We start from the raw sequence: 18,236 nt of genomic DNA, 5'->3' as shown, positions 1-18,236 counted from the left end.
CCTAAAATTAGGCTTTTTATTTTATTTAAGGAGTGGTCAATTGTTCTCTTACTTTTCCCTTTTCGACTTTAATCTTTCTATCATAATCTTTTGTAGTTTTTAGTATAAGTGGACTTAAGCCTATAATACCTATAACATTTGGTATTATCATCAAACCATTAAATACATCTGATAAATTCCATACTGTTTCTAATGATGTAGTAGCTCCTACAAAAGTTAAAATTATCCAAGCCCAGCTATAATAATTTACAGCTTTTAAACCAGCAATATATTCAACACATTTAGAACCATAATAATACCAGCCAAGAATAGTTGAAAATGCGAAAAATATTAATCCAACAGATATAATATAACCACCTACTCCAGGAAGCAATGTATGGAAAGCAGCTGTAGTTAAAGTAGCTCCTTTTAAATTACCTTCAATTACCATAGCACCATTTGATTCTATACTTACCAATCCTGAAGTTAAAATAACAAGAGCTGTCATTGTACAAATTATAATAGTATCAATAAAAACACCTAGTGAAGCATTAATACCTTCAACCATTGGATCTTCATTTTTAGAAGCTGCATGGGCTATTGGAGCGCTTCCAAGACCAGCTTCATTTGAAAATACCCCTCTTGCAATTCCAAATCTTATAACTGTACCAAGAAGTCCACCACCTACTGCTTGAGCTGTAAAAGCATTTGTAAATATCATTTTGAAAACTGTTGGAATCATGGATACATTACTAAATATTGCTATAAGCGAACCTATTATATATATTATTGCCATTCCAGGTACTAATTTTTCAGTAACACGGCCTATATTTTTAATACCACCAATTATTACTAACCCTGTAAGTACAGCAATAATTATTCCAGTTATAAAAGGACTTAATCCAAATGTAGCTTCCACAGATTCAGAAACAGAGTTAGCTTGAGTCATATTTCCAATACCAAAAGATGCTACAAATCCAAAAAATGCAAATAACCAACCAAGCCATTCAGCATTGACTCCATATTGCTCCTTAAATCCTCTGCTTATATAATACATTGGCCCACCAGATTTTTCTCCATCTTCATTTGTTATTCTATATTTTATTGCTAAGAAAGCTTCTGCAAATTTAGTAGCTCCACCAAAGGCACCACTTACCCACATCCAAAATACTGCTCCTGGCCCTCCAAAAGTTATGGCAGATGCAACTCCAACAATATTTCCTGTTCCAATAGTCGCTGCCATAGATGTCATAAGTGCTTGAAACGGAGTAATGTCTCCATCGCCAACATCTTCTTTAGAAAAAAGAGATTTAATAGCAGATTTCATTTTTCTAAACTGAATAAATTTAGTCCCAAAGCTCAAATATATACCAGTACCTACTAATAGTGCAACAGTAGCAGGTCCCCAAACTACTTCAGCAGCTTTTGAGATAAAGCTTTGAAAGAAGTTCATATATATACCTCCTAATTTATATTATTAATGAATTTATTAAGCTTCACTTTACTACATTATACTACAGCTTATGTTTAAGATTCAAGTTGTTTTCTGAAAATTTAAAATCGTTTTTATTTTCACAATACTTTGTTTACATTTTCACAATTTTTGTTTGAATTTTAATTCTATTATTAAACTATGTTTAGCCACTATATTGACTTTATTACATATATTTTTTTCTAATCTAGTTAATTAGATATAAATTTTTTTATACGTAATTTTCTATACTATTAGCATGTTCTTGATATATGATTCACAATTAGTATCCTTATAAGAATTATTCTTGTTAAATAATCTTGTGTTAACAACATTTCTACATAAAAAAAGCTTCTTTGGCTTAAATAACGTTATTTAAGCCAAAGAAGCTTTTTATTTACATATACTTGTTATTGAATTATCCTATAGGATCTGTTAATTGTTCTCTCACTTTTCCCTTTTCAATCTTAACTTTCTTATCATATTCTTTTGTCATATTAAATACTACTGGGCTAAGAGCTATAAGTCCTATTATATTTGGTATTGCCATAAGTCCATTAAACATATCGGATAGATTCCAAACTATTTCTAAAGGTACAACTGCTCCTACAAAGGAAAGAGCAACCCAAACCCATTTATATATATTTACAGCTTTTAGTCCAGCAATATATTCTATACACTTAGCTCCATAATAATACCATCCAATAATAGTTGAGAATGCAAAGAATATTAATCCAAATGTTACTATATAGCCTCCTATACCTGGTATTAGTCTATCAAAGGCTACTGTAGTTAATGTAGCACCATTTAAATTTCCTTCAATTGCCATGACTCCATTTCCATTAATAGTTACTAATCCAGAAGTCAAAATAACTATTGCAGTCATAGTACATATTATTATCGTAGTAAAAAATGAATCAAGTGAAGCTATAATTCCTTGAGCTACAGGATCATCATTTTTAGATGAAGCATGAGCAATTGGTGCGCTTCCAAGTCCAGCTTCATTTGAAAACATCCCTCTAGATATACCTATTCTAATAACAGTACCTAATGTACCTCCTGCTAATGCTTTTGCTGTAAGTGCATTTGTAAATATCATCTTGAAAACTGCTGGAACCATAGATGCATTACTTAATATAGCTATAATAGAACCAACTATATAGGCTACTGACATGACAGGTACTATTTTCCCAGTTATTTTTCCTATATTTTTAACTCCTCCAATTATTACTAAAGCTGTTAATGCTGCTATAACTCCTCCTGATATATAAGGATTTATTCCAAGAACAACATTTAGTGAATCAGAAACAGCATTAGCTTGAGTCATATTTCCAGTACCAAGGGAAGCTATGAGTCCAAATAGTGCAAATAACCATCCAAGCCATCCAGCGTTAATCCCATATTGTTCTTTTATACCTCTACTTATATAATACATTGGCCCACCAGATTTTTCTCCATCTTCATTTGTTATTCTATATTTTACTGCAAGAAGACCTTCAGCATATTTAGTAGCCCCACCGAAAAGACCACTTACCCACATCCAAAATACTGCTCCTGGTCCTCCCATTACTATTGCAGAAGCTACTCCTGCAATATTACCTGTTCCAATAGTTGCTGCCATAGATGTCATCAGTGCTTGAAATGGAGTTAAATCACCTTCTCCATCATCTGAACTAGAAGTAAGTAATTTAAGACTAGTCTTCATTTTTCTAAATTGGATAAACCTAGTAGCAATACTTAAATAAATACCTATACCTACTAATAGAATAATAGTTACAGGTCCCCAAGCAAATTGTACTCCTTGGGAAACGATTGCATGAAACATATCCATATAAAAAACCCCCTAATTTAAACTTAAATAAAGTATACATTAGGGGAATCAATAAACTACAAATCACTACAGAAATATATTCTGAAAATTTCTAATTGTTTTTATTTTCACAATGTGTTATCAGTCCAGCTATAAATTTTTTCGTATTTACAGAACCACCTCTCTGATTTTTACCTCTTATAAAGTCCATTTCCTTCTTAACCTGCTCGAAATTAAATAAGCTGCTAGAATACTCCACAAATATATCATTCATATAATCTTCAATACCTAAGCTAGCTATATTTGACATGGCTACAGCAATGGTCCTCCTCATCCTTTGCTCCATAGACTTTGGATTTTCGGAAAAATTATTGCAAAGATTTCGTATAGTCATATTAGATATATCCACATTATTATTAATTATATACTCACAAACCTTAATAATGTCATAACTTCCTTTTTCGCCCATAATCCCTAGTTTCTTTAATATATTTTTGATACATTGTTCACAAGAATCTTTTTCGTCTCTATTTTCAATAGAAACTTCTTTATCACTAAATAATTCTTGGATTTTCATAAGAGTTTTATCAATCTGCATTCTCTCTTTAACTTTTTTTATGATTATTTCTACTTCTAATGCATTTATTGGTTTGTAAATATAATACTCAACACCATGTTTATAAGCTTTTTCAACCATATCTTTAGATGATACTTGAGATATCATTATAAATTCCATATTTGAATAAACAGATTTTAATTTTCTTACAATAGATATACCGTCTTCACCTGGCATTAAAAGATCTATGAGAATTAAATCTGGTTTAAGAGATTCAATTTTTTCATATCCTTCTTTTCCATCCATAGCTTTTCCTACAACAGTTCCTAGGCTTCTATCATGAATAATTTTTTCTAGTATTCTAATAACATTTGCATCGTCATCCAAAATAAATATTCTCATATGTTATTACCCTCCAATTCTATAATTGGAATAGATATTTCAAACTTAGTCCCTTTAGCTTCTTTAGAATCTATAGAAATATCCCCTTTTAAATGAATTTCAACTATATTTTTAACAAGACTTAATCCTAAACCTCTATTTATTTCTCCTGTAACATAATTTATCTTTGTGGAATAACCTGGAGAAAAAATATAAGCCAAATCTTCTTTTGGTATCCCACAGCCAGTATCTTTAATTATAAAAATATGTTTTTCATCTTCACTTTCATGAATAAAAATAATTTTGCCCCTATCTTCAATAGAATCAATAGAATTCATTATAATATTTCTTAATATAGACATTAAATAATAATGTTTTTCTGTATAAAAATCCTTTCCTAATTGGAAGTCTAAGGTAATTCTTTTCTTCCTATATTTGATTTCTGTTTCCATGCTTTCCTTAAGTATTAATCCTAATTCATGAAAGTGCATTCCATTATCATCAAGTTTATTAGAAATCATATCTTCTATACCTTTAACTACTAGTCCATATTCTTTTTTTATTTCATGAACGTCTTTGGATATTTCTAAGGCTCTATTTTCCCAGCTTTCTATTTCTTCTTCATTCTTAATTTTAAAAAACAACTCATACGCATTGGACATTACAGATTCAATATTTTCCATGTTCTTTTCCATCCAATAAACTTCTGTCTTTAATCTGGATGTTAGCCAAAGGAGTTTAATATATCTCTCTTCATGCTCTTTTTTAATTAAAAACATCCTATAGTACTTAAGAGCATTAAGTATTAACCATACAAATCCTGCTCTTAAAAAAGCTACTAATATTAAGCTTTTAATTAGCTTAATATTATCTAAAAAAATACTATTCCCTATCCTAATATAAGCTTCTAAAAAATTGCCTAGTAAATCACTTATAAAAGAGATAATGAACATTTGATTCAATGTAATAGAGAATAAATAGTTTTTAAATAAAAAGAAAACAACACCATAAATTATATAAAAAATAGTCTCTGGAAAATACCAAAATACACCTACATCAGAAATGCTCCCTCCTAAAATAACTCTAAAAATATATAACGACAATCCTGAAAATGTTCCTAATAAAATTGGGTTAATCTCGTCATACATAAATAAAAATATAGGAAAAACTATACCTGCAAAAGAAAACTTAAAATTTGATATGTAAAAATTTATATAGAGTTGTGAGGACAAACCTACTGCAAAAATAGTTAAAATAAACCTTTTTTTCTTGTCCATTGTATCACCTTAAACTGTGTCATTTAAATATAATATGTAATTATTATATCATTTGTAAATATATAAGTGAAATAATGATATTATTTTAACGAAAAATAAAAAGGAAGATGTATACTAATTAGTACAACACCTTCTTTTTTCACATTATATTTTTATGTAAAATTATTCTCTTTTTAAAAAATCCCACTTTGTTTCTGCTGTAATTATGGAAATTAATATTGCACTACATCCAATAAAAAACTTTAAAGTAAAAGGCTCTTTTAATATTAAAACAGAAAATAAACTACCAAAAACAGACTCCATACTTAAGATAATAGCCGCATGAGTAGATTTTGTATACTTTTGTGCCATATTCTGAATAAAATAAGCAACCAATGTTCCAAAAACAGCTAAATATAGTATAGGAAATATAGCTTCTTTTGTAAATCCTGTTATTTTAGGTTCGAAAATACTTGCAGATATAAGGGAAAGGATTGCCGTAAGTAAAAATTGGTATATAGTCAATAATACAGGATCATGTTTTTCTGCAAAATATCCTATAGAAACTATATGAGAAGCGAAAAATAATGCACATAAAAGGGTTAATCCATCTCCAAGTCCCATAGATAAATTTTTCTCAAAAGTTAAAAAGCCTATACCTAAAAAACAGAGAAAAGCTGCTATAATTTCATATTTATCAGGCCTTGTTTTATTTATTGCCCAATATAAAAATGGTACCATAACTACATTGGTTCCTGTAATAAAAGCTTGTTTACCTGCAGTAGTATACTGGAGACCTATAGTTTGGGCCATATAAGCTACAAATAAAAATATTCCTATAGTAAAACCTGCTTTTACATCTGACCATTTAGTTTTCTTAAATCTTTTAAAGAAAACTAAAATCATAAGAATAGAAGAGATTCCAAATCTAATAGCAATCATATACATAGGAGTTACATGTTCTAATGCATTTTTTACAACTACAAAAGTACTTCCCCATATAATAGCTACTAATAATAATGATAAATCTGCAAATAAACTTGTCCTCTTATTTGTTTCCTCCATTTACTCCCTCCTCCTTTTTTTATCCAATTCACCATTTTCATTATATTATAAAATTATAGTTAAAACAAAGGTTTTAAAGTTTTATTCAACTTTTGTAAGTAACATTTTTTGTTCTATTAAATATAATAATATCAAAATGAACTTTAGGTGATGAATAATGTATAGAAATTTAGTTTTTGGAGTAAATACATTGGTGCCAATTACAAATGATAAAAAAGTACCTTATATAAACTTTGATAATGGGGCTACAACCCCTCCATTTTGTTCTGTCATTGATGGAATTAATCATTTTTCTTCTTTGTATTCTTCTATCCATAGGGGTACAGGATATAAGTCTATAGTTTCATCTAATTTCTATGATAATGCTAGAGAAATTGTTTTAGACTTTGTTAAAGGAGATCCTAGATATCATGAATTAATATTTGTTAAAAATACAACAGAAGCAATAAATAAACTATCTTATAGATTGCTTGAAGATAATAAAAATAGTATTGTTTTATCTACATTTATGGAGCATCATTCAAATGATTTACCTTGGCGAAACAAATATAATGTAGACTATGTAGATATAGATTCATCTGGTAGACTGTCTTTAGATGATTTAGAATATAAACTAAAAAAACACAAGGGCAAAGTCAAATTAGTAACAGTTACAGGAGCTTCTAATGTAACAGGATATATAAATCCTATCCATGAAATTGCTGAAATATCTCATAAGCATGGTGCAAAAATATTAGTAGATGGAGCCCAACTAGTACCTCACTATCCAGTAGATATGAAGCCTTTTAACTCTAGTGAACATATAGATTATCTAGCCTTTTCTGCTCATAAAATGTATGCTCCTTTTGGTACCGGTGTACTTATTGGACCAAAGGAAACTTTCAAAAAAGGAGATCCAGAATTTATGGGTGGTGGAACTGCTAATATAGTAACTCCTGACTTTGTACTATGGGAAGACCCACCTAATAAAGAAGAAGCTGGAACTCCAAACCTTTTAGGTGTGGTGGCATTGGTACATAGTATAAAAATATTAAAAAACATAGGTATGGAAAATATTGATGAACACGAAAAGCTTTTAGCTGGATATGCACTTGAAAAAATAAAAAATATACCTAATATCAATCTATATTGCGACTCTACTATATATAATAGGGTTTCTATAATTCCTTTCAATATCAAGGGAATACATCATGAAAAAGTAGCTGAAATACTTGCTGCTGAAGGTGGAATTGCAGTAAGAAGCGGATGTTTTTGTGCACAACCATATATACAAAAACTACTTAAAGTAAATACAGAGGATATGGAAAAATACAGAAAAGATCCAACTCTTCCTCGTCCTGGTATGGTTAGAATTAGTTTTGGCATTTATAATAATTTTGAAGAAATAAATATCTTTATGAAACTCCTTGAAGATATTGCAGTAAATATAGAAAAATATAATAATAAGTATAGAAAACCTCCTTTTTTCTAAAACTAAAGAAAAAGGAGGTTTTTTTATGGATAAAAAAATGAATATTCTAATGTTTAGCGGGGAATATGACAAAGCGTTAGCAGCCCTTATCTTAGCTAATGCAGCAAAAACAATGGAGATGGATGTAACTATGTTCTTTGCCTTTTGGGGACTTTGTCTTGTTAGGGATCCGCAAAAAATGACTGACGAGGATAAAACTACCTATGAAAAAATGTTTGCTAATTTAACTCCTAGAGGTATAGAAGAACTTCCCCTTTCTAAGATGAATATTGGTGGTATTGGAAAAAAGATGCTTAGAGATATGATGGAAGAAAATGAAACTCCTACTTTAAAAGATTTCTTAAATGGTGCTATAAAAAAAGATGTAAATATGTGTGGTTGTAAACTATCCCTAGAAGTAATGGGATTCAAAGAAGAAGAATTGCTTTCTGAAGTAAAAATAATTACTGCTGAAGAATACTTAAAAGATGCATTAGAATCAAATATACAATTATTTATATAAGTTTATTTGTGATAAAATATATTTATATAATATAAAAGGGGGCTTTAAAAATGGATGACACAAATTTCTATTCCTTAGAAAAAGATTTTCCTCTTATTAAAAAAATAAAGGATTTAAATGAAGTTTTTTGGATAAATCCTAAATATGAAAGCTTTGAAACTATAAAAGACAAACTTCAAATTTCAGAAAAAGATGTAAAAGATGCAGAAGATAGATTAAATAGATTTGCTCCATATATAAAAAGTACTTTTCCTGAAACAAACAAACTAAATGGTATTATAGAATCCCCTATATCTAGAATTCCTAATATGAAAAAATATATGGAAAAAGATTTAGAAACTAAAATATTTGGTAATCTATTAGTTAAACTTGATAGCAATTTACCTATAGCTGGTTCCATAAAGGCAAGGGGAGGCATATATGAAGTACTTAAACATGCTGAAAATCTTGCTCTCAATGAAGGACTTCTTTCTAAAAATGATAATTATTCAAAAATTAATAGTGATACATTTAGAAACTTCTATTCTAAATATACTATCCAAGTAGGCAGTACTGGGAACCTTGGTTTAAGTATAGGGATAATTAGTGCAAAGTTAGGATTTAAAGTAAAAGTGCATATGTCTTCCGATGCAAAACAGTGGAAAAAAGATCTCCTAAGAAGCAAAGGCGTAGAAGTTGTAGAATATTCATCTGATTATTCAAAAGCAGTAGAAGAGGGAAGAAAGCTTTCAGATATAGACCCAAATAGTTATTTCATAGATGATGAAAATTCTAGAGATTTATTTACTGGATATGCAGTAGCAGGTTTTAGGCTTCAAAAACAACTTGAAAAAATGAATATATTAGTTGATGAAAGACATCCATTGTTCGTATATTTACCTTGTGGAGTTGGTGGTGGTCCCGGTGGTGTTGCCTATGGTCTTAAATTAGTCTACGGAGATAATGTTCACTGTTTTTTTGCAGAACCAACCCATTCCCCAGCAATGTTACTTGGACTTATAACTGGACTACATAGTAAAATCTGTGTCCAAGATTTTGGAATAGATAATAAAACTGAAGCTGATGGATTAGCAGTAGGTAGACCTTCTAGTTTTGTAGGAAAAACAATGGAAAATCTATTAAGTGGTGCCTATACTATTGATGACAGCAAACTTTATAGATTTTTAACTGCATTAGTGAATGAAGAAAATATATATTTAGAACCTTCCGCCCTAGCTGGATTTATGGGACCTATATTTTTATCTAGCAGTGAGGGATTAGAATATATTAAAAAACAAAATTTAATAGATCAAAAAAATAATATAACCCATATTTGTTGGGCAACAGGAGGAAGTCTAATACCTAAAGATATAATGAATGAGTATTATAAAATAGGAAAGTATATTGAATAAAGGAAGGGCAATTTGCCCTTCTAAAATTCTCTCTTTAGGTATATATGTTTAGATACTTGAAGCGAAATACAATATATTGCTATAGAAAATATGAATATAACTATGCTTACTTTATAGGAATTTAGGCTCTCTACCATATCTAATATTCTTTCTACCTCAAATCTATCAAACACTTTTACAAGTATCTTAGGTGCAATAAGTACTAATATAAATAATATTGAGTTAAACACATTGTTACTATCAAACTTAAAGAACAAAGGGAAATATATTGAATAAAATATAAGTAATATATCTATAGCTACAATAATATCTAAAATACCTATAGCCCTTCCATCTGTCTTATGACTTACTACCTTAATTATATTTGTAAGTAAAAAAAATAAGATTGAACTGATTAATATAAATACTATTAAAATTATGTATTTTTCCTTCACAATATCACTTCTTTTAATAGGGAAACTATTTAAAATCACTTGACTTTTATTCCTACCATCATGTTCAATACAAGAAACTATTAAAATAAATACTATCCCAATAATGCCAAATGTATATGCTATATTTATGTTGTTAGCCTTCAGAAGAATAAAACCTATTATCGAATCAATATATGCACAAATTACTATAAAAATGCTTACTCCAGATAACAATATAAAATCCTTTTTAAGTAAATTAAACATTATATCACCCCTATTTAAACTAAAATATAGAATAGTTAAATCTATATATCTTTTGTTTTGTACAAATTCATTGACATAAATAGTGATAATAGATATAGAATAATAGCCATAATTGAAATATATTTACCATCACCTGAAAGAATTAACCTTCCTAATAAAGATTTTTCACCTGAACTCCCTAACATCATCACTCTATTAAAAGAAACTATAAACATAACTGCATATGCACTTGAAGCTACACTAGACCCAAAATCAAAATATACTAGATATAATATAGATAAAACAATAAGTATCATAGGTAGGACCGCTCTTAGCATCTCTAAATTAAAATAATCCACATCTGCTATTCCTAAAACATTAATTATCCACAAGTAAACCCCAGTCCACACAATTGCTATTAAAAAATAAACAAATGTAGATACATATTTATATATCACTATCTCCTTTCTACTGATGGGTAGAGAATTTACAATAGGACTCGATATATCATATAAAAATGGCTCTGTAAATATAGTATAGGTATAGGTGTATACTATAATAAAATACCTCCATTTTTGCTCACAAGGTTTACATATTATAAATAATAAAGGTATAAATAATAAAAAAACCACTTTATTAAAATTGCTAAAAAACATAAGTTTTAAATCCCTCTTCAGTAGTTTCAACATCACATTACCTCCTTACTATATAAAACATTATATCTTCAAGAGTTGCTCTTTCTATCAATACTTCATCCTTAAATATCTTCTTAATATTATCAATATTGTCCGTAAGCCCTTCAAATCCTACTGATGTCTCTCTTAATCCTATAAATTGATTTCTTGTATCACTGTTAAGAAGATCTGTTCCTCCTTTAACCATTGCATAATTATCTAATATCTCATCTTTAGGTCTGGAAAATACCATTTTTCCATTATTTATAAAGGTAATATAGTCTGCTACTTTTTCTAAATCTGTAGTTATATGGGTAGAAAAAAATATACTTTTATGCTCATCTTGAATTATATTATGTAAAATATCTAGTATTTCCCGTCTAAATATAGGATCCAATCCTGAAGTAGGTTCGTCCATTATTATTAAATCTGCATTATGAGAAAGTGCCACTGCTAATGAAAACTTCGTCTTCATACCTTTAGATAAAGTCTTAATTTTAGACTTTGGATTTAAGTTAAATTCTCTCATATACCTATTAAAAATATTATCATCCCATTTTGAATAAAATCCTGATACTATACTTTTCATTTGTTTTATAGTTAAATTTTCATAATAATGGCTTTCATCATATACAAAACCTATCCTGTCCTTTATTTCTTTTTCATGTTCAATATGGTCCAGTCCAAATACTTTTATTTCCCCACCACTTTTATTAATTAGATTCATTATCAATTTAATAGTAGTACTTTTGCCTGCTCCATTAGGTCCAATAAATCCCATAATATATCCTGGTTCCAGCTTGAAACTGATATCATTCAATGTGAAATTTTTAAATTCTTTTCTTAAGTTATTAACTTCTAAAATATAATTCATGATTAAACCTCCTCAAATAAAATTCTTAGCATTTCACTTACTTCACTATAAGAAAGTCCTAATATATTGCTTTCCTTGACCACTTCTTGCAATTTTTCTTCTATTATTTTTAGTTTCATTTCTCTCATCAGTTCCTTGTTTTGACTGGCAACAAAAGAACCCTTCCCTTGAACTGATTCAATAAATCCTTCCCTTTCTAATTCATCATAAGCCCTCTTTGTAGTTATGACACTTATTTGAAGATCCTTAGCAAGTCCCCTTATAGAAGGAAGCATATCCCCTTCTTTTAAATCTCCCTTAAGTATCATAGCTTTTATTTGACTAGATATTTGCTCATATATAGGCTCATTTGAGGAATTTGAAATAAGTATTCTCATTTTCATCTCCCCTATTCTAATTTAACTGTGTTTATACTGTGTATGTTGTTTATACACAGTATAAACACAGTTAATATATTTGTCAATATATTTTCTATTTCATGTAATTGTTAACCTATTTATTTTATTCGTTGACAATCTCTTTCAAATAAAGTATATTAGTATTGTAAACCATTTTATGTTTTATGCTTTACATATGGAAAGGAGAGGATTTCATGAAAATAAGTACTAGAGATATGGTTTTAGTATCTTTATTTACAGCTTTAACAGCTATAGGGGCTTTTTTAAGTATTCCACTAGGGAATGTTCCTATATCACTTCAAAGTTTATTTACTATACTTTCTGGACTTATATTAGGTGCTAAGCTTGGCAGTTTATCTCAGCTTATCTATGTAATATTGGGACTTGCTGGTGTTAAAATATTTGCAGGTTTTTCAGGAGGACCACAATCGATTTTTAGCCCTAGCTTTGGATTTTTGATAGGATTTATATTTGCATCTTATATTGTTGGATTTATATCTCATAGAAACAAAGATTTTACATTTAAAAAGATGTTTTTAGCTACTCTAGCTGGAACTTTGGTTATTTATGCTTTTGGAGTTCCTTATATGTATTTTATTTTAAATAAGGTACTTGTAAAAGAAATTTCTTTTATAACAGCACTAAAAACTGGATGTATTATTTTCCTACCGGGGGATATTTTAAAATGTTTTGTTTCAAGCTACGTGGCTACAAAGATAGTTCCATTAGCCACAAAAGAAGCATAAAAAATAGATATCTGGATTTCCAGATATCTATTTTTTATTTAAAAATGAAGTTTTTGTCATTATTTTCCCTTCTTATTGACTTTGTTATTAGCAATTGTTAAAATATTATCAAAGCTATTGTTTAAAAGTAATCGAGTTAGGTATATAGCTAGAATCTGAAAGGAGGATTCTTTTTAAAAATCATGTTATGAAAAATACTCTCGACAAGCTTTATAAGGATAATTATTTAAATAAAGAAGAAATAATTTTTATATTAGATAATATAAATAGTAAGTGGGAATCTTATCTCTTTAAACTAGCTAGAAAAACCTTATTTAGGACCTATGGAAATAGGGTTTTTGTAAGAGGTCTTTTAGAGTTTTCTAACTACTGTAGAAATAATTGTATCTATTGCGGTATAAGAAAAGATAATAAAAATGTAGATAGGTATAGGCTAAGTAAGAAAGAAATACTTTCATCACTTAGTGAAAGTAGTAGATTAGGATATAATACATTTGTACTGCAAAGCGGAGAAGATATATATTATACTGATGAATACCTTGAAGACTTAATAAAAGAAATAAAACTCAAATATCCAGAAATTGCCCTTACATTATCTATTGGAGAAAGAAGTTTTAAGTCTTATGAAAAACTTTTTAAAGCTGGAACCGATAGATTTCTACTTAGACATGAAACTGCAAATTCAACAATCTACAATAATATTCATCCAGACATGGATTGGAATAGAAGAAAAGGGTCCCTTTATGATTTAAAAAAAATTGGATATCAAACAGGTGCTGGATTTATTGTAGGACTGCCTGAACAAACTAACAAAGTATTAGCCGAAGATTTACTTTTTTTAAAAGAATTAGAACCTGCTATGGTTGGAATAGGTCCTTTAATACCCCATCCCAATACACCTCTCAAAAAAGAAAAAATAGGATCTCCAGAAAAGACTATTATACTTATTGCCCTTACAAGACTACTTCTTCCTGAAGCCTTAATTCCAGTAACTACTGCACTAAATACCATTTATAAATATGGTTTTGAAAGTGGAGTTTTAGCTGGTGGTAATGTAATCATGCTAAATATATCTCCCAATTACGTTAGAAAAAAATATGAAATTTATAAAAATAAAGAAACTAAAGATGCTAAAGAACTAGATATTTTTAGAAAAAGAGCTAAAAAAATTGGTTTCATTGTAGATATGGAAAGAGGAGATAATCTAAATTTTAGGGGGAATAAAAATGTATAGAGAAGATTTTATCAACGATGATGAAATTTTTCAGCTTCTTGAAAATGGAAAAAAATCAGATGAAGCTGAAATTAAAGAGATTATAGCTAAATCTTTAAGTAAAACTCGTCTAGAACCAGAAGAAACTGCTAAACTGCTCCAAGTTGAAGATGAAAAATTATTAGAAGATATATTTGAAGCTGCTAGAAAAATAAAACAAGACATATATGGTGATAGAATAGTATTCTTTGCTCCTCTATATATAGGTAATAAATGTATAAATAACTGTCTATATTGTGGATTTAGAAGATCTAACAACTCTATAGTACGTAAAACTCTAACCAAAGAAGAACTTAAAGAGCAAGTAAGGATCCTTGAAAATAAAGGGCATAAAAGACTTATATTAGTATATGGAGAGCATCCTGACTATGATGCAGAGTTCATAGCAGATACTATGAACACTGTCTATAGTACAAAAGAAAATAAGGGAGAAATTAGACGAGTAAATATAAATGCTGCACCTTTAGATATTGAAGGATATAAAATACTTAAAAAAGCGGGAATAGGCACTTTTCAAATATTTCAAGAAACTTATCATCATGAAACCTATGAAAAACTACACCCTCCAACAGATTTAAAAGGAGATTATACTTGGAGACTATACGGTTTGGATAGAGCTATGGAAGCAGGTATTGATGATGTAGGAATAGGTGCACTGTTTGGACTTTATAACTGGAAATTTGAAGTTATGGGACTCTTAAAACATACTATACATTTAGAAGAAAAATTCGGAGTAGGACCACATACCATTTCTTTTCCTAGAATAGAACCTGCTATAGATACTAAATTTTACAATCAAACTAAGTATAGGGTTTCTGATAAAGATTTTAAAAAAATTGTTGCCATACTGCGCCTATCTGTTCCCTATACTGGAATGATTTTAACTGCTAGAGAGACTTCTCAAGTAAGAAGAGAAATAATTCCTCTTGGAATATCACAAATAGATGCAGGTTCAAATATTGGAATAGGTGGATATACATTAGAAGATCATATGCCTGAAAAAGAACAATTCCAACTAGGAGACAATCGCTCCTTAGATGAAGTTATAAATGAAATGAATGATTGCGGTTTTCTCACTTCTTTCTGTACAGCCTGCTATAGATCTAAAAGGACAGGAAAAGACTTTATGTGTGTAGCTAAACTTGGAAATATACAAAACTACTGTGAAGCCAATGGAATACTCACATTTAAAGAGTACCTTTTAGACTATGCTTCAACTACAACTAAAAATTCTGGAGAAAGATTAATTCAAAGAGAACTTGAAAAAATAGGGGAAAAAAGTTTAAAGAAAAAAAATGATATTGAGGAAAAACTAGAGCTTATTGAAAAAGGTATACGAGATATATATTTATAAGAGGTGAAAACATGAATAATACACCAAATTCAAATAGGATAGTTATATCTATTTTTGGAAAAAGAAATGCAGGTAAATCTTCATTACTTAATACCTTAACAAATCAAGAAATATCTATAGTAAGCCCTGTAAAAGGTACTACTACTGATCCTGTTAAAAAAGCTATGGAACTAAACCCTATAGGTCCAGTCCTTTTTATAGACACAGCTGGAATTGATGATGATACTGAATTGGGTAATTTAAGAATAGAAAAAAGTATAGATATTATGAGAAGAACTAATATAGCCCTACATATTGTAGATATAAACGATATAGATAATAATTCTATTAAACATATGGAATTATTGTTCAAAAAATATAATATACCCTATATTCTTGTAATAAATAAAATAGATACTGTCAATAATAAATTTCTTGAAATAATCAAATCTAGATATCCTGAAGCCATATTTATTTCTTCTACTGAGAAGATAAATATAGATATACTTAAAAATATATTAATCGATACAATTAAAGATACAGAAAAAGAATTGCCTATTGTAGGAGATTTAGTCCCTTATAATGGAAAAGTAGTACTTGTAATCCCTATTGACAAACAAGCCCCAAAGGGAAGACTTATTCTTCCACAAGCACAGGTTATAAGGGATTGTTTAGACCATGGAATTAAATCCTATATTGTAAGAGATACAGAGCTTGAATCTGCTCTAAAGGACTTAAATGATATCGATTTAATAATAACCGATTCTCAAATATTTAAAAAAGTAGACAATACAGTTCCTAAAGAAATTAAGCTTACTTCTTTCTCTATTCTATTTGCTAGGCATAAAGGTGATTTAAAAGAATTTATTAAAGGCATAAAAGCTATAGAAAAATTGGAAAGTGGAGCAGATATACTTATAGCTGAAAATTGTACACACAATACTAGTCATGAAGATATAGGGAGAATTAAAATTCCAAAGCTTCTTAAAGAGAAAACAAATAAAAGCTTTAATTTTCACTTTAAATCAGGATTTGATTTTAGCGAAAACATTAAAAATTATGATCTTGTTATACACTGCGGAGGCTGTATGGTAAATAGGAAGGAAATTGAAAATAGAATGAAAATATGTGCTAGAAACACTATTCCCATAACTAATTATGGAATAGTGTTAGCCTATTTAAATGGAATAATAGATAGAAGCTTAGAAATCTTTAATGAGGGCTATACATATCCGTAAAGCCCTCTCACAGATACCTCTCCAGACATAATGTTTTCCACTTTATTTTCTCCATAATCCACCAACAATTCCCCTTCATCATTTATACCTACTACTTTTCCTGATTTTTCATCTCTCCCCTTTATAATTCTTACTTCTTTGCCTATAAGTATTGATTTATTTCTGCAAATTTTTAATGTGTCTTCAAAATTATCTTTATTTATAAAAGAAGTATATAATTCCTCAAATCTATTTAAAAATAGTCCTAGAAGTTTTTTTCTACTTATTTTTTTACCTGTTTCTACTTTAAGGGATGTTCCAACGTTTTCTATTTCTCCTCTAAAATCTTGTTTATCTAAATTTACGTTTATTCCAATACCCATTATTACATAATTGATCATATTCAATTCACAGCTCATTTCGGTAAGAATACCACATACTTTTTTTCTATTTATGACTATATCATTAGGCCATTTAATATAGGATTTAATATCTAAATCTTCTAGTGCTAACGAAACTGCTGCTGCTCCTATTTGGGTTATTTTTGCAACCTTCATTGGATCTATCTGTGGTTTAAGTATAATAGACATCCATATACCCTTTCCTTTTGGAGAAACCCAACCTCTTCCAAGTCTTCCTCTGCCTAGAGTCTGTTCCTCTGAAATAACTATGGTCCCCTCAACTTCTTCTAAAGCTATTTCCTTAGCTTTTTTATTTGTTGAATCTATAGTATCAAAATAATATATTTTTCTTCCAATAAATTCTGTATCTAAATATTTCTCTATCTCTCCATAAGTAAGTATATCTGGTGAAGAAATAAGTCTATATCCTTTTCTTGGAACTGATTCTATTTCATAGCCTTCTTCTTTTAGAGTATTTATATGTTTCCATATTGCAGCCCTACTTACATTAAAATATTCACTGATTTTTTCTCCTGATAAAAAGTCATCATTATTCTCTTTTAATAATTTTAATATTCCTTCTTTCATTAAAATCCCCTTCTATGTCTTGTTTTTTAACTAGGTATAATTTAATCCTTTAATCTATATATTCTTCATATATTAATTTTTCCCTCTATCTTATATTTAAATTCTAAGATATTATAACTATATGTACTTTTCATACTCTGTTTAAAATTTGACACTAAATACAAAATAATGGTAAAATAATTTAAATAGACAAA

The 18,236-nt window shown here is 29.0% G+C and carries 17 protein-coding genes; 7 read left to right on the top strand and 10 right to left on the bottom strand.

Features of this window, described 5'->3' with window-relative positions:
• Nucleotides 1-25 precede the first annotated feature (25 nt).
• The 5 genes from FYJ27_RS03535 to FYJ27_RS03515 all read right to left on the bottom strand — a co-directional run bounded on the left by FYJ27_RS03535 (nucleotide 26) and on the right by FYJ27_RS03515 (nucleotide 6,518).
• Nucleotides 26-1,432: an alanine/glycine:cation symporter family protein gene (locus FYJ27_RS03535; protein ID WP_154483216.1), complete on the bottom strand. Its 1,407-nt coding sequence runs from the start codon at nucleotides 1,430-1,432 to the stop codon at nucleotides 26-28.
• Between the two features lie 436 nt (nucleotides 1,433-1,868).
• Nucleotides 1,869-3,281: an alanine/glycine:cation symporter family protein gene (locus FYJ27_RS03530; RefSeq protein WP_154483213.1), complete on the bottom strand. Its 1,413-nt coding sequence runs from the start codon at nucleotides 3,279-3,281 to the stop codon at nucleotides 1,869-1,871.
• 91 nt (nucleotides 3,282-3,372) lie between these two features.
• Nucleotides 3,373-4,218 carry a response regulator gene (locus FYJ27_RS03525; RefSeq protein WP_154483210.1) on the bottom strand — a complete coding sequence of 282 codons (846 nt, stop codon included), beginning with the start codon at nucleotides 4,216-4,218 and terminating at the stop codon, nucleotides 3,373-3,375.
• Nucleotides 4,215-5,474 (bottom strand): ATP-binding protein, encoded by a 1,260-nt coding sequence (locus tag FYJ27_RS03520; RefSeq protein ID WP_154483207.1) that lies wholly within the window; start codon nucleotides 5,472-5,474, stop codon nucleotides 4,215-4,217. Before FYJ27_RS03520 ends, FYJ27_RS03525 begins: the two co-directional genes overlap by 4 nt.
• Before the next feature lie 162 nt (nucleotides 5,475-5,636).
• Nucleotides 5,637-6,518, bottom strand: coding sequence for a DMT family transporter (locus FYJ27_RS03515; RefSeq protein WP_154483204.1), 882 nt, complete (start codon nucleotides 6,516-6,518; stop codon nucleotides 5,637-5,639).
• Nucleotides 6,519-6,675: 157 nt separating this feature from the next.
• Between FYJ27_RS03515 and FYJ27_RS03510 the strand changes: the two genes are divergently transcribed.
• Genes FYJ27_RS03510 through FYJ27_RS03500 form a run of 3 tightly spaced genes read left to right on the top strand, consistent with a single transcriptional unit; the run spans nucleotide 6,676 to nucleotide 9,882 of the window.
• Nucleotides 6,676-7,989: an aminotransferase class V-fold PLP-dependent enzyme gene (locus FYJ27_RS03510; protein ID WP_154483202.1), complete on the top strand. Its 1,314-nt coding sequence runs from the start codon at nucleotides 6,676-6,678 to the stop codon at nucleotides 7,987-7,989.
• A 25-nt stretch (nucleotides 7,990-8,014) separates the two neighbouring features.
• Complete coding sequence (locus FYJ27_RS03505) at nucleotides 8,015-8,491, top strand: DsrE/DsrF/DrsH-like family protein (protein WP_154483199.1); 477 nt, start codon at nucleotides 8,015-8,017, stop codon at nucleotides 8,489-8,491.
• A gap of 50 nt (nucleotides 8,492-8,541) precedes the next feature.
• Nucleotides 8,542-9,882, top strand: coding sequence for a D-serine ammonia-lyase (locus tag FYJ27_RS03500; protein ID WP_154483196.1), 1,341 nt, complete (start codon nucleotides 8,542-8,544; stop codon nucleotides 9,880-9,882).
• A 20-nt stretch (nucleotides 9,883-9,902) separates the two neighbouring features.
• Here FYJ27_RS03500 and FYJ27_RS03495 read toward each other — a convergent pair whose 3' ends face one another.
• Genes FYJ27_RS03495 through FYJ27_RS03480 form a run of 4 tightly spaced genes read right to left on the bottom strand, consistent with a single transcriptional unit; the run spans nucleotide 9,903 to nucleotide 12,463 of the window.
• On the bottom strand, nucleotides 9,903-10,559 hold the full coding sequence (locus FYJ27_RS03495) for an ABC-2 transporter permease (RefSeq protein ID WP_154483193.1): 657 nt from the start codon (nucleotides 10,557-10,559) through the stop codon (nucleotides 9,903-9,905).
• Nucleotides 10,560-10,600: 41 nt separating this feature from the next.
• Nucleotides 10,601-11,227 (bottom strand): ABC-2 transporter permease, encoded by a 627-nt coding sequence (locus FYJ27_RS03490; RefSeq protein ID WP_154483190.1) that lies wholly within the window; start codon nucleotides 11,225-11,227, stop codon nucleotides 10,601-10,603.
• 4 nt (nucleotides 11,228-11,231) lie between these two features.
• Nucleotides 11,232-12,086, bottom strand: coding sequence for an ABC transporter ATP-binding protein (locus tag FYJ27_RS03485; RefSeq protein WP_154483187.1), 855 nt, complete (start codon nucleotides 12,084-12,086; stop codon nucleotides 11,232-11,234).
• Nucleotides 12,087-12,088: 2 nt separating this feature from the next.
• The gene (locus tag FYJ27_RS03480) at nucleotides 12,089-12,463 is read right to left on the bottom strand and encodes a GntR family transcriptional regulator (RefSeq protein WP_154483184.1); all 375 of its coding nucleotides are present in this window, start codon (nucleotides 12,461-12,463) and stop codon (nucleotides 12,089-12,091) included.
• 215 nt (nucleotides 12,464-12,678) lie between these two features.
• On the opposite strand from FYJ27_RS03480, the gene FYJ27_RS03475 reads away from it, so the two are divergent.
• From FYJ27_RS03475 to hydF, 4 genes are all read left to right on the top strand, one after another.
• On the top strand, nucleotides 12,679-13,230 hold the full coding sequence (locus FYJ27_RS03475) for a biotin transporter BioY (protein WP_154483181.1): 552 nt from the start codon (nucleotides 12,679-12,681) through the stop codon (nucleotides 13,228-13,230).
• A 187-nt stretch (nucleotides 13,231-13,417) separates the two neighbouring features.
• On the top strand, nucleotides 13,418-14,464 hold the full coding sequence (hydE, locus tag FYJ27_RS03470; protein ID WP_154483178.1) for a [FeFe] hydrogenase H-cluster radical SAM maturase HydE: 1,047 nt from the start codon (nucleotides 13,418-13,420) through the stop codon (nucleotides 14,462-14,464).
• Nucleotides 14,457-15,857: a [FeFe] hydrogenase H-cluster radical SAM maturase HydG gene (gene hydG / locus FYJ27_RS03465; RefSeq protein WP_154483175.1), complete on the top strand. Its 1,401-nt coding sequence runs from the start codon at nucleotides 14,457-14,459 to the stop codon at nucleotides 15,855-15,857. Before hydE ends, hydG begins: the two co-directional genes overlap by 8 nt.
• A gap of 11 nt (nucleotides 15,858-15,868) precedes the next feature.
• Nucleotides 15,869-17,074 (top strand): [FeFe] hydrogenase H-cluster maturation GTPase HydF, encoded by a 1,206-nt coding sequence (hydF, locus tag FYJ27_RS03460; RefSeq protein WP_154483172.1) that lies wholly within the window; start codon nucleotides 15,869-15,871, stop codon nucleotides 17,072-17,074.
• Here the strand turns inward: hydF and FYJ27_RS03455 are convergent.
• Entirely contained in the window at nucleotides 17,059-18,042 is a 984-nt protein-coding gene (locus FYJ27_RS03455; protein WP_154483169.1) for a biotin--[acetyl-CoA-carboxylase] ligase, read from the bottom strand. The genes hydF and FYJ27_RS03455 overlap by 16 nt on opposite strands.
• Between the last annotated feature and the right edge of the window lie 194 nt (nucleotides 18,043-18,236).

The sequence above is a fragment of the Anaerosalibacter bizertensis genome, assembly GCF_009696605.1.
Taxonomy (GTDB): domain Bacteria; phylum Bacillota; class Clostridia; order Tissierellales; family Sporanaerobacteraceae; genus Anaerosalibacter; species Anaerosalibacter bizertensis.
The sequence above is the reverse complement of the archived record's forward strand: the minus strand, read 5'-3'. Positions and strand labels throughout refer to the sequence as shown.

Excerpts from the sequence above, each read along its gene's own strand:
- FYJ27_RS03515 (WP_154483204.1), bottom strand. The coding sequence starts at position 6,518 with ATGGAGGAAACAAATAAGAGGACAAGTTTATTTGCAGATTTATCATTA.
- FYJ27_RS03485 (WP_154483187.1), bottom strand. The coding sequence starts at position 12,086 with ATGAATTATATTTTAGAAGTTAATAACTTAAGAAAAGAATTTAAAAAT.
- FYJ27_RS03495 (WP_154483193.1), bottom strand. The coding sequence starts at position 10,559 with ATGTTTAATTTACTTAAAAAGGATTTTATATTGTTATCTGGAGTAAGC.
- FYJ27_RS03510 (WP_154483202.1), top strand. The coding sequence starts at position 6,676 with ATGTATAGAAATTTAGTTTTTGGAGTAAATACATTGGTGCCAATTACA.
- FYJ27_RS03525 (WP_154483210.1), bottom strand. The coding sequence starts at position 4,218 with ATGAGAATATTTATTTTGGATGACGATGCAAATGTTATTAGAATACTA.
- FYJ27_RS03505 (WP_154483199.1), top strand. The coding sequence starts at position 8,015 with ATGGATAAAAAAATGAATATTCTAATGTTTAGCGGGGAATATGACAAA.
- FYJ27_RS03520 (WP_154483207.1), bottom strand. The coding sequence starts at position 5,474 with ATGGACAAGAAAAAAAGGTTTATTTTAACTATTTTTGCAGTAGGTTTG.
- FYJ27_RS03480 (WP_154483184.1), bottom strand. The coding sequence starts at position 12,463 with ATGAGAATACTTATTTCAAATTCCTCAAATGAGCCTATATATGAGCAA.
- hydE (WP_154483178.1), top strand. The coding sequence starts at position 13,418 with ATGAAAAATACTCTCGACAAGCTTTATAAGGATAATTATTTAAATAAA.
- FYJ27_RS03455 (WP_154483169.1), bottom strand. The coding sequence starts at position 18,042 with ATGAAAGAAGGAATATTAAAATTATTAAAAGAGAATAATGATGACTTT.
- hydF (WP_154483172.1), top strand. The coding sequence starts at position 15,869 with ATGAATAATACACCAAATTCAAATAGGATAGTTATATCTATTTTTGGA.
- FYJ27_RS03535 (WP_154483216.1), bottom strand. The coding sequence starts at position 1,432 with ATGAACTTCTTTCAAAGCTTTATCTCAAAAGCTGCTGAAGTAGTTTGG.
- hydG (WP_154483175.1), top strand. The coding sequence starts at position 14,457 with ATGTATAGAGAAGATTTTATCAACGATGATGAAATTTTTCAGCTTCTT.
- FYJ27_RS03490 (WP_154483190.1), bottom strand. The coding sequence starts at position 11,227 with ATGTTGAAACTACTGAAGAGGGATTTAAAACTTATGTTTTTTAGCAAT.
- FYJ27_RS03500 (WP_154483196.1), top strand. The coding sequence starts at position 8,542 with ATGGATGACACAAATTTCTATTCCTTAGAAAAAGATTTTCCTCTTATT.
- FYJ27_RS03530 (WP_154483213.1), bottom strand. The coding sequence starts at position 3,281 with ATGGATATGTTTCATGCAATCGTTTCCCAAGGAGTACAATTTGCTTGG.
- FYJ27_RS03475 (WP_154483181.1), top strand. The coding sequence starts at position 12,679 with ATGAAAATAAGTACTAGAGATATGGTTTTAGTATCTTTATTTACAGCT.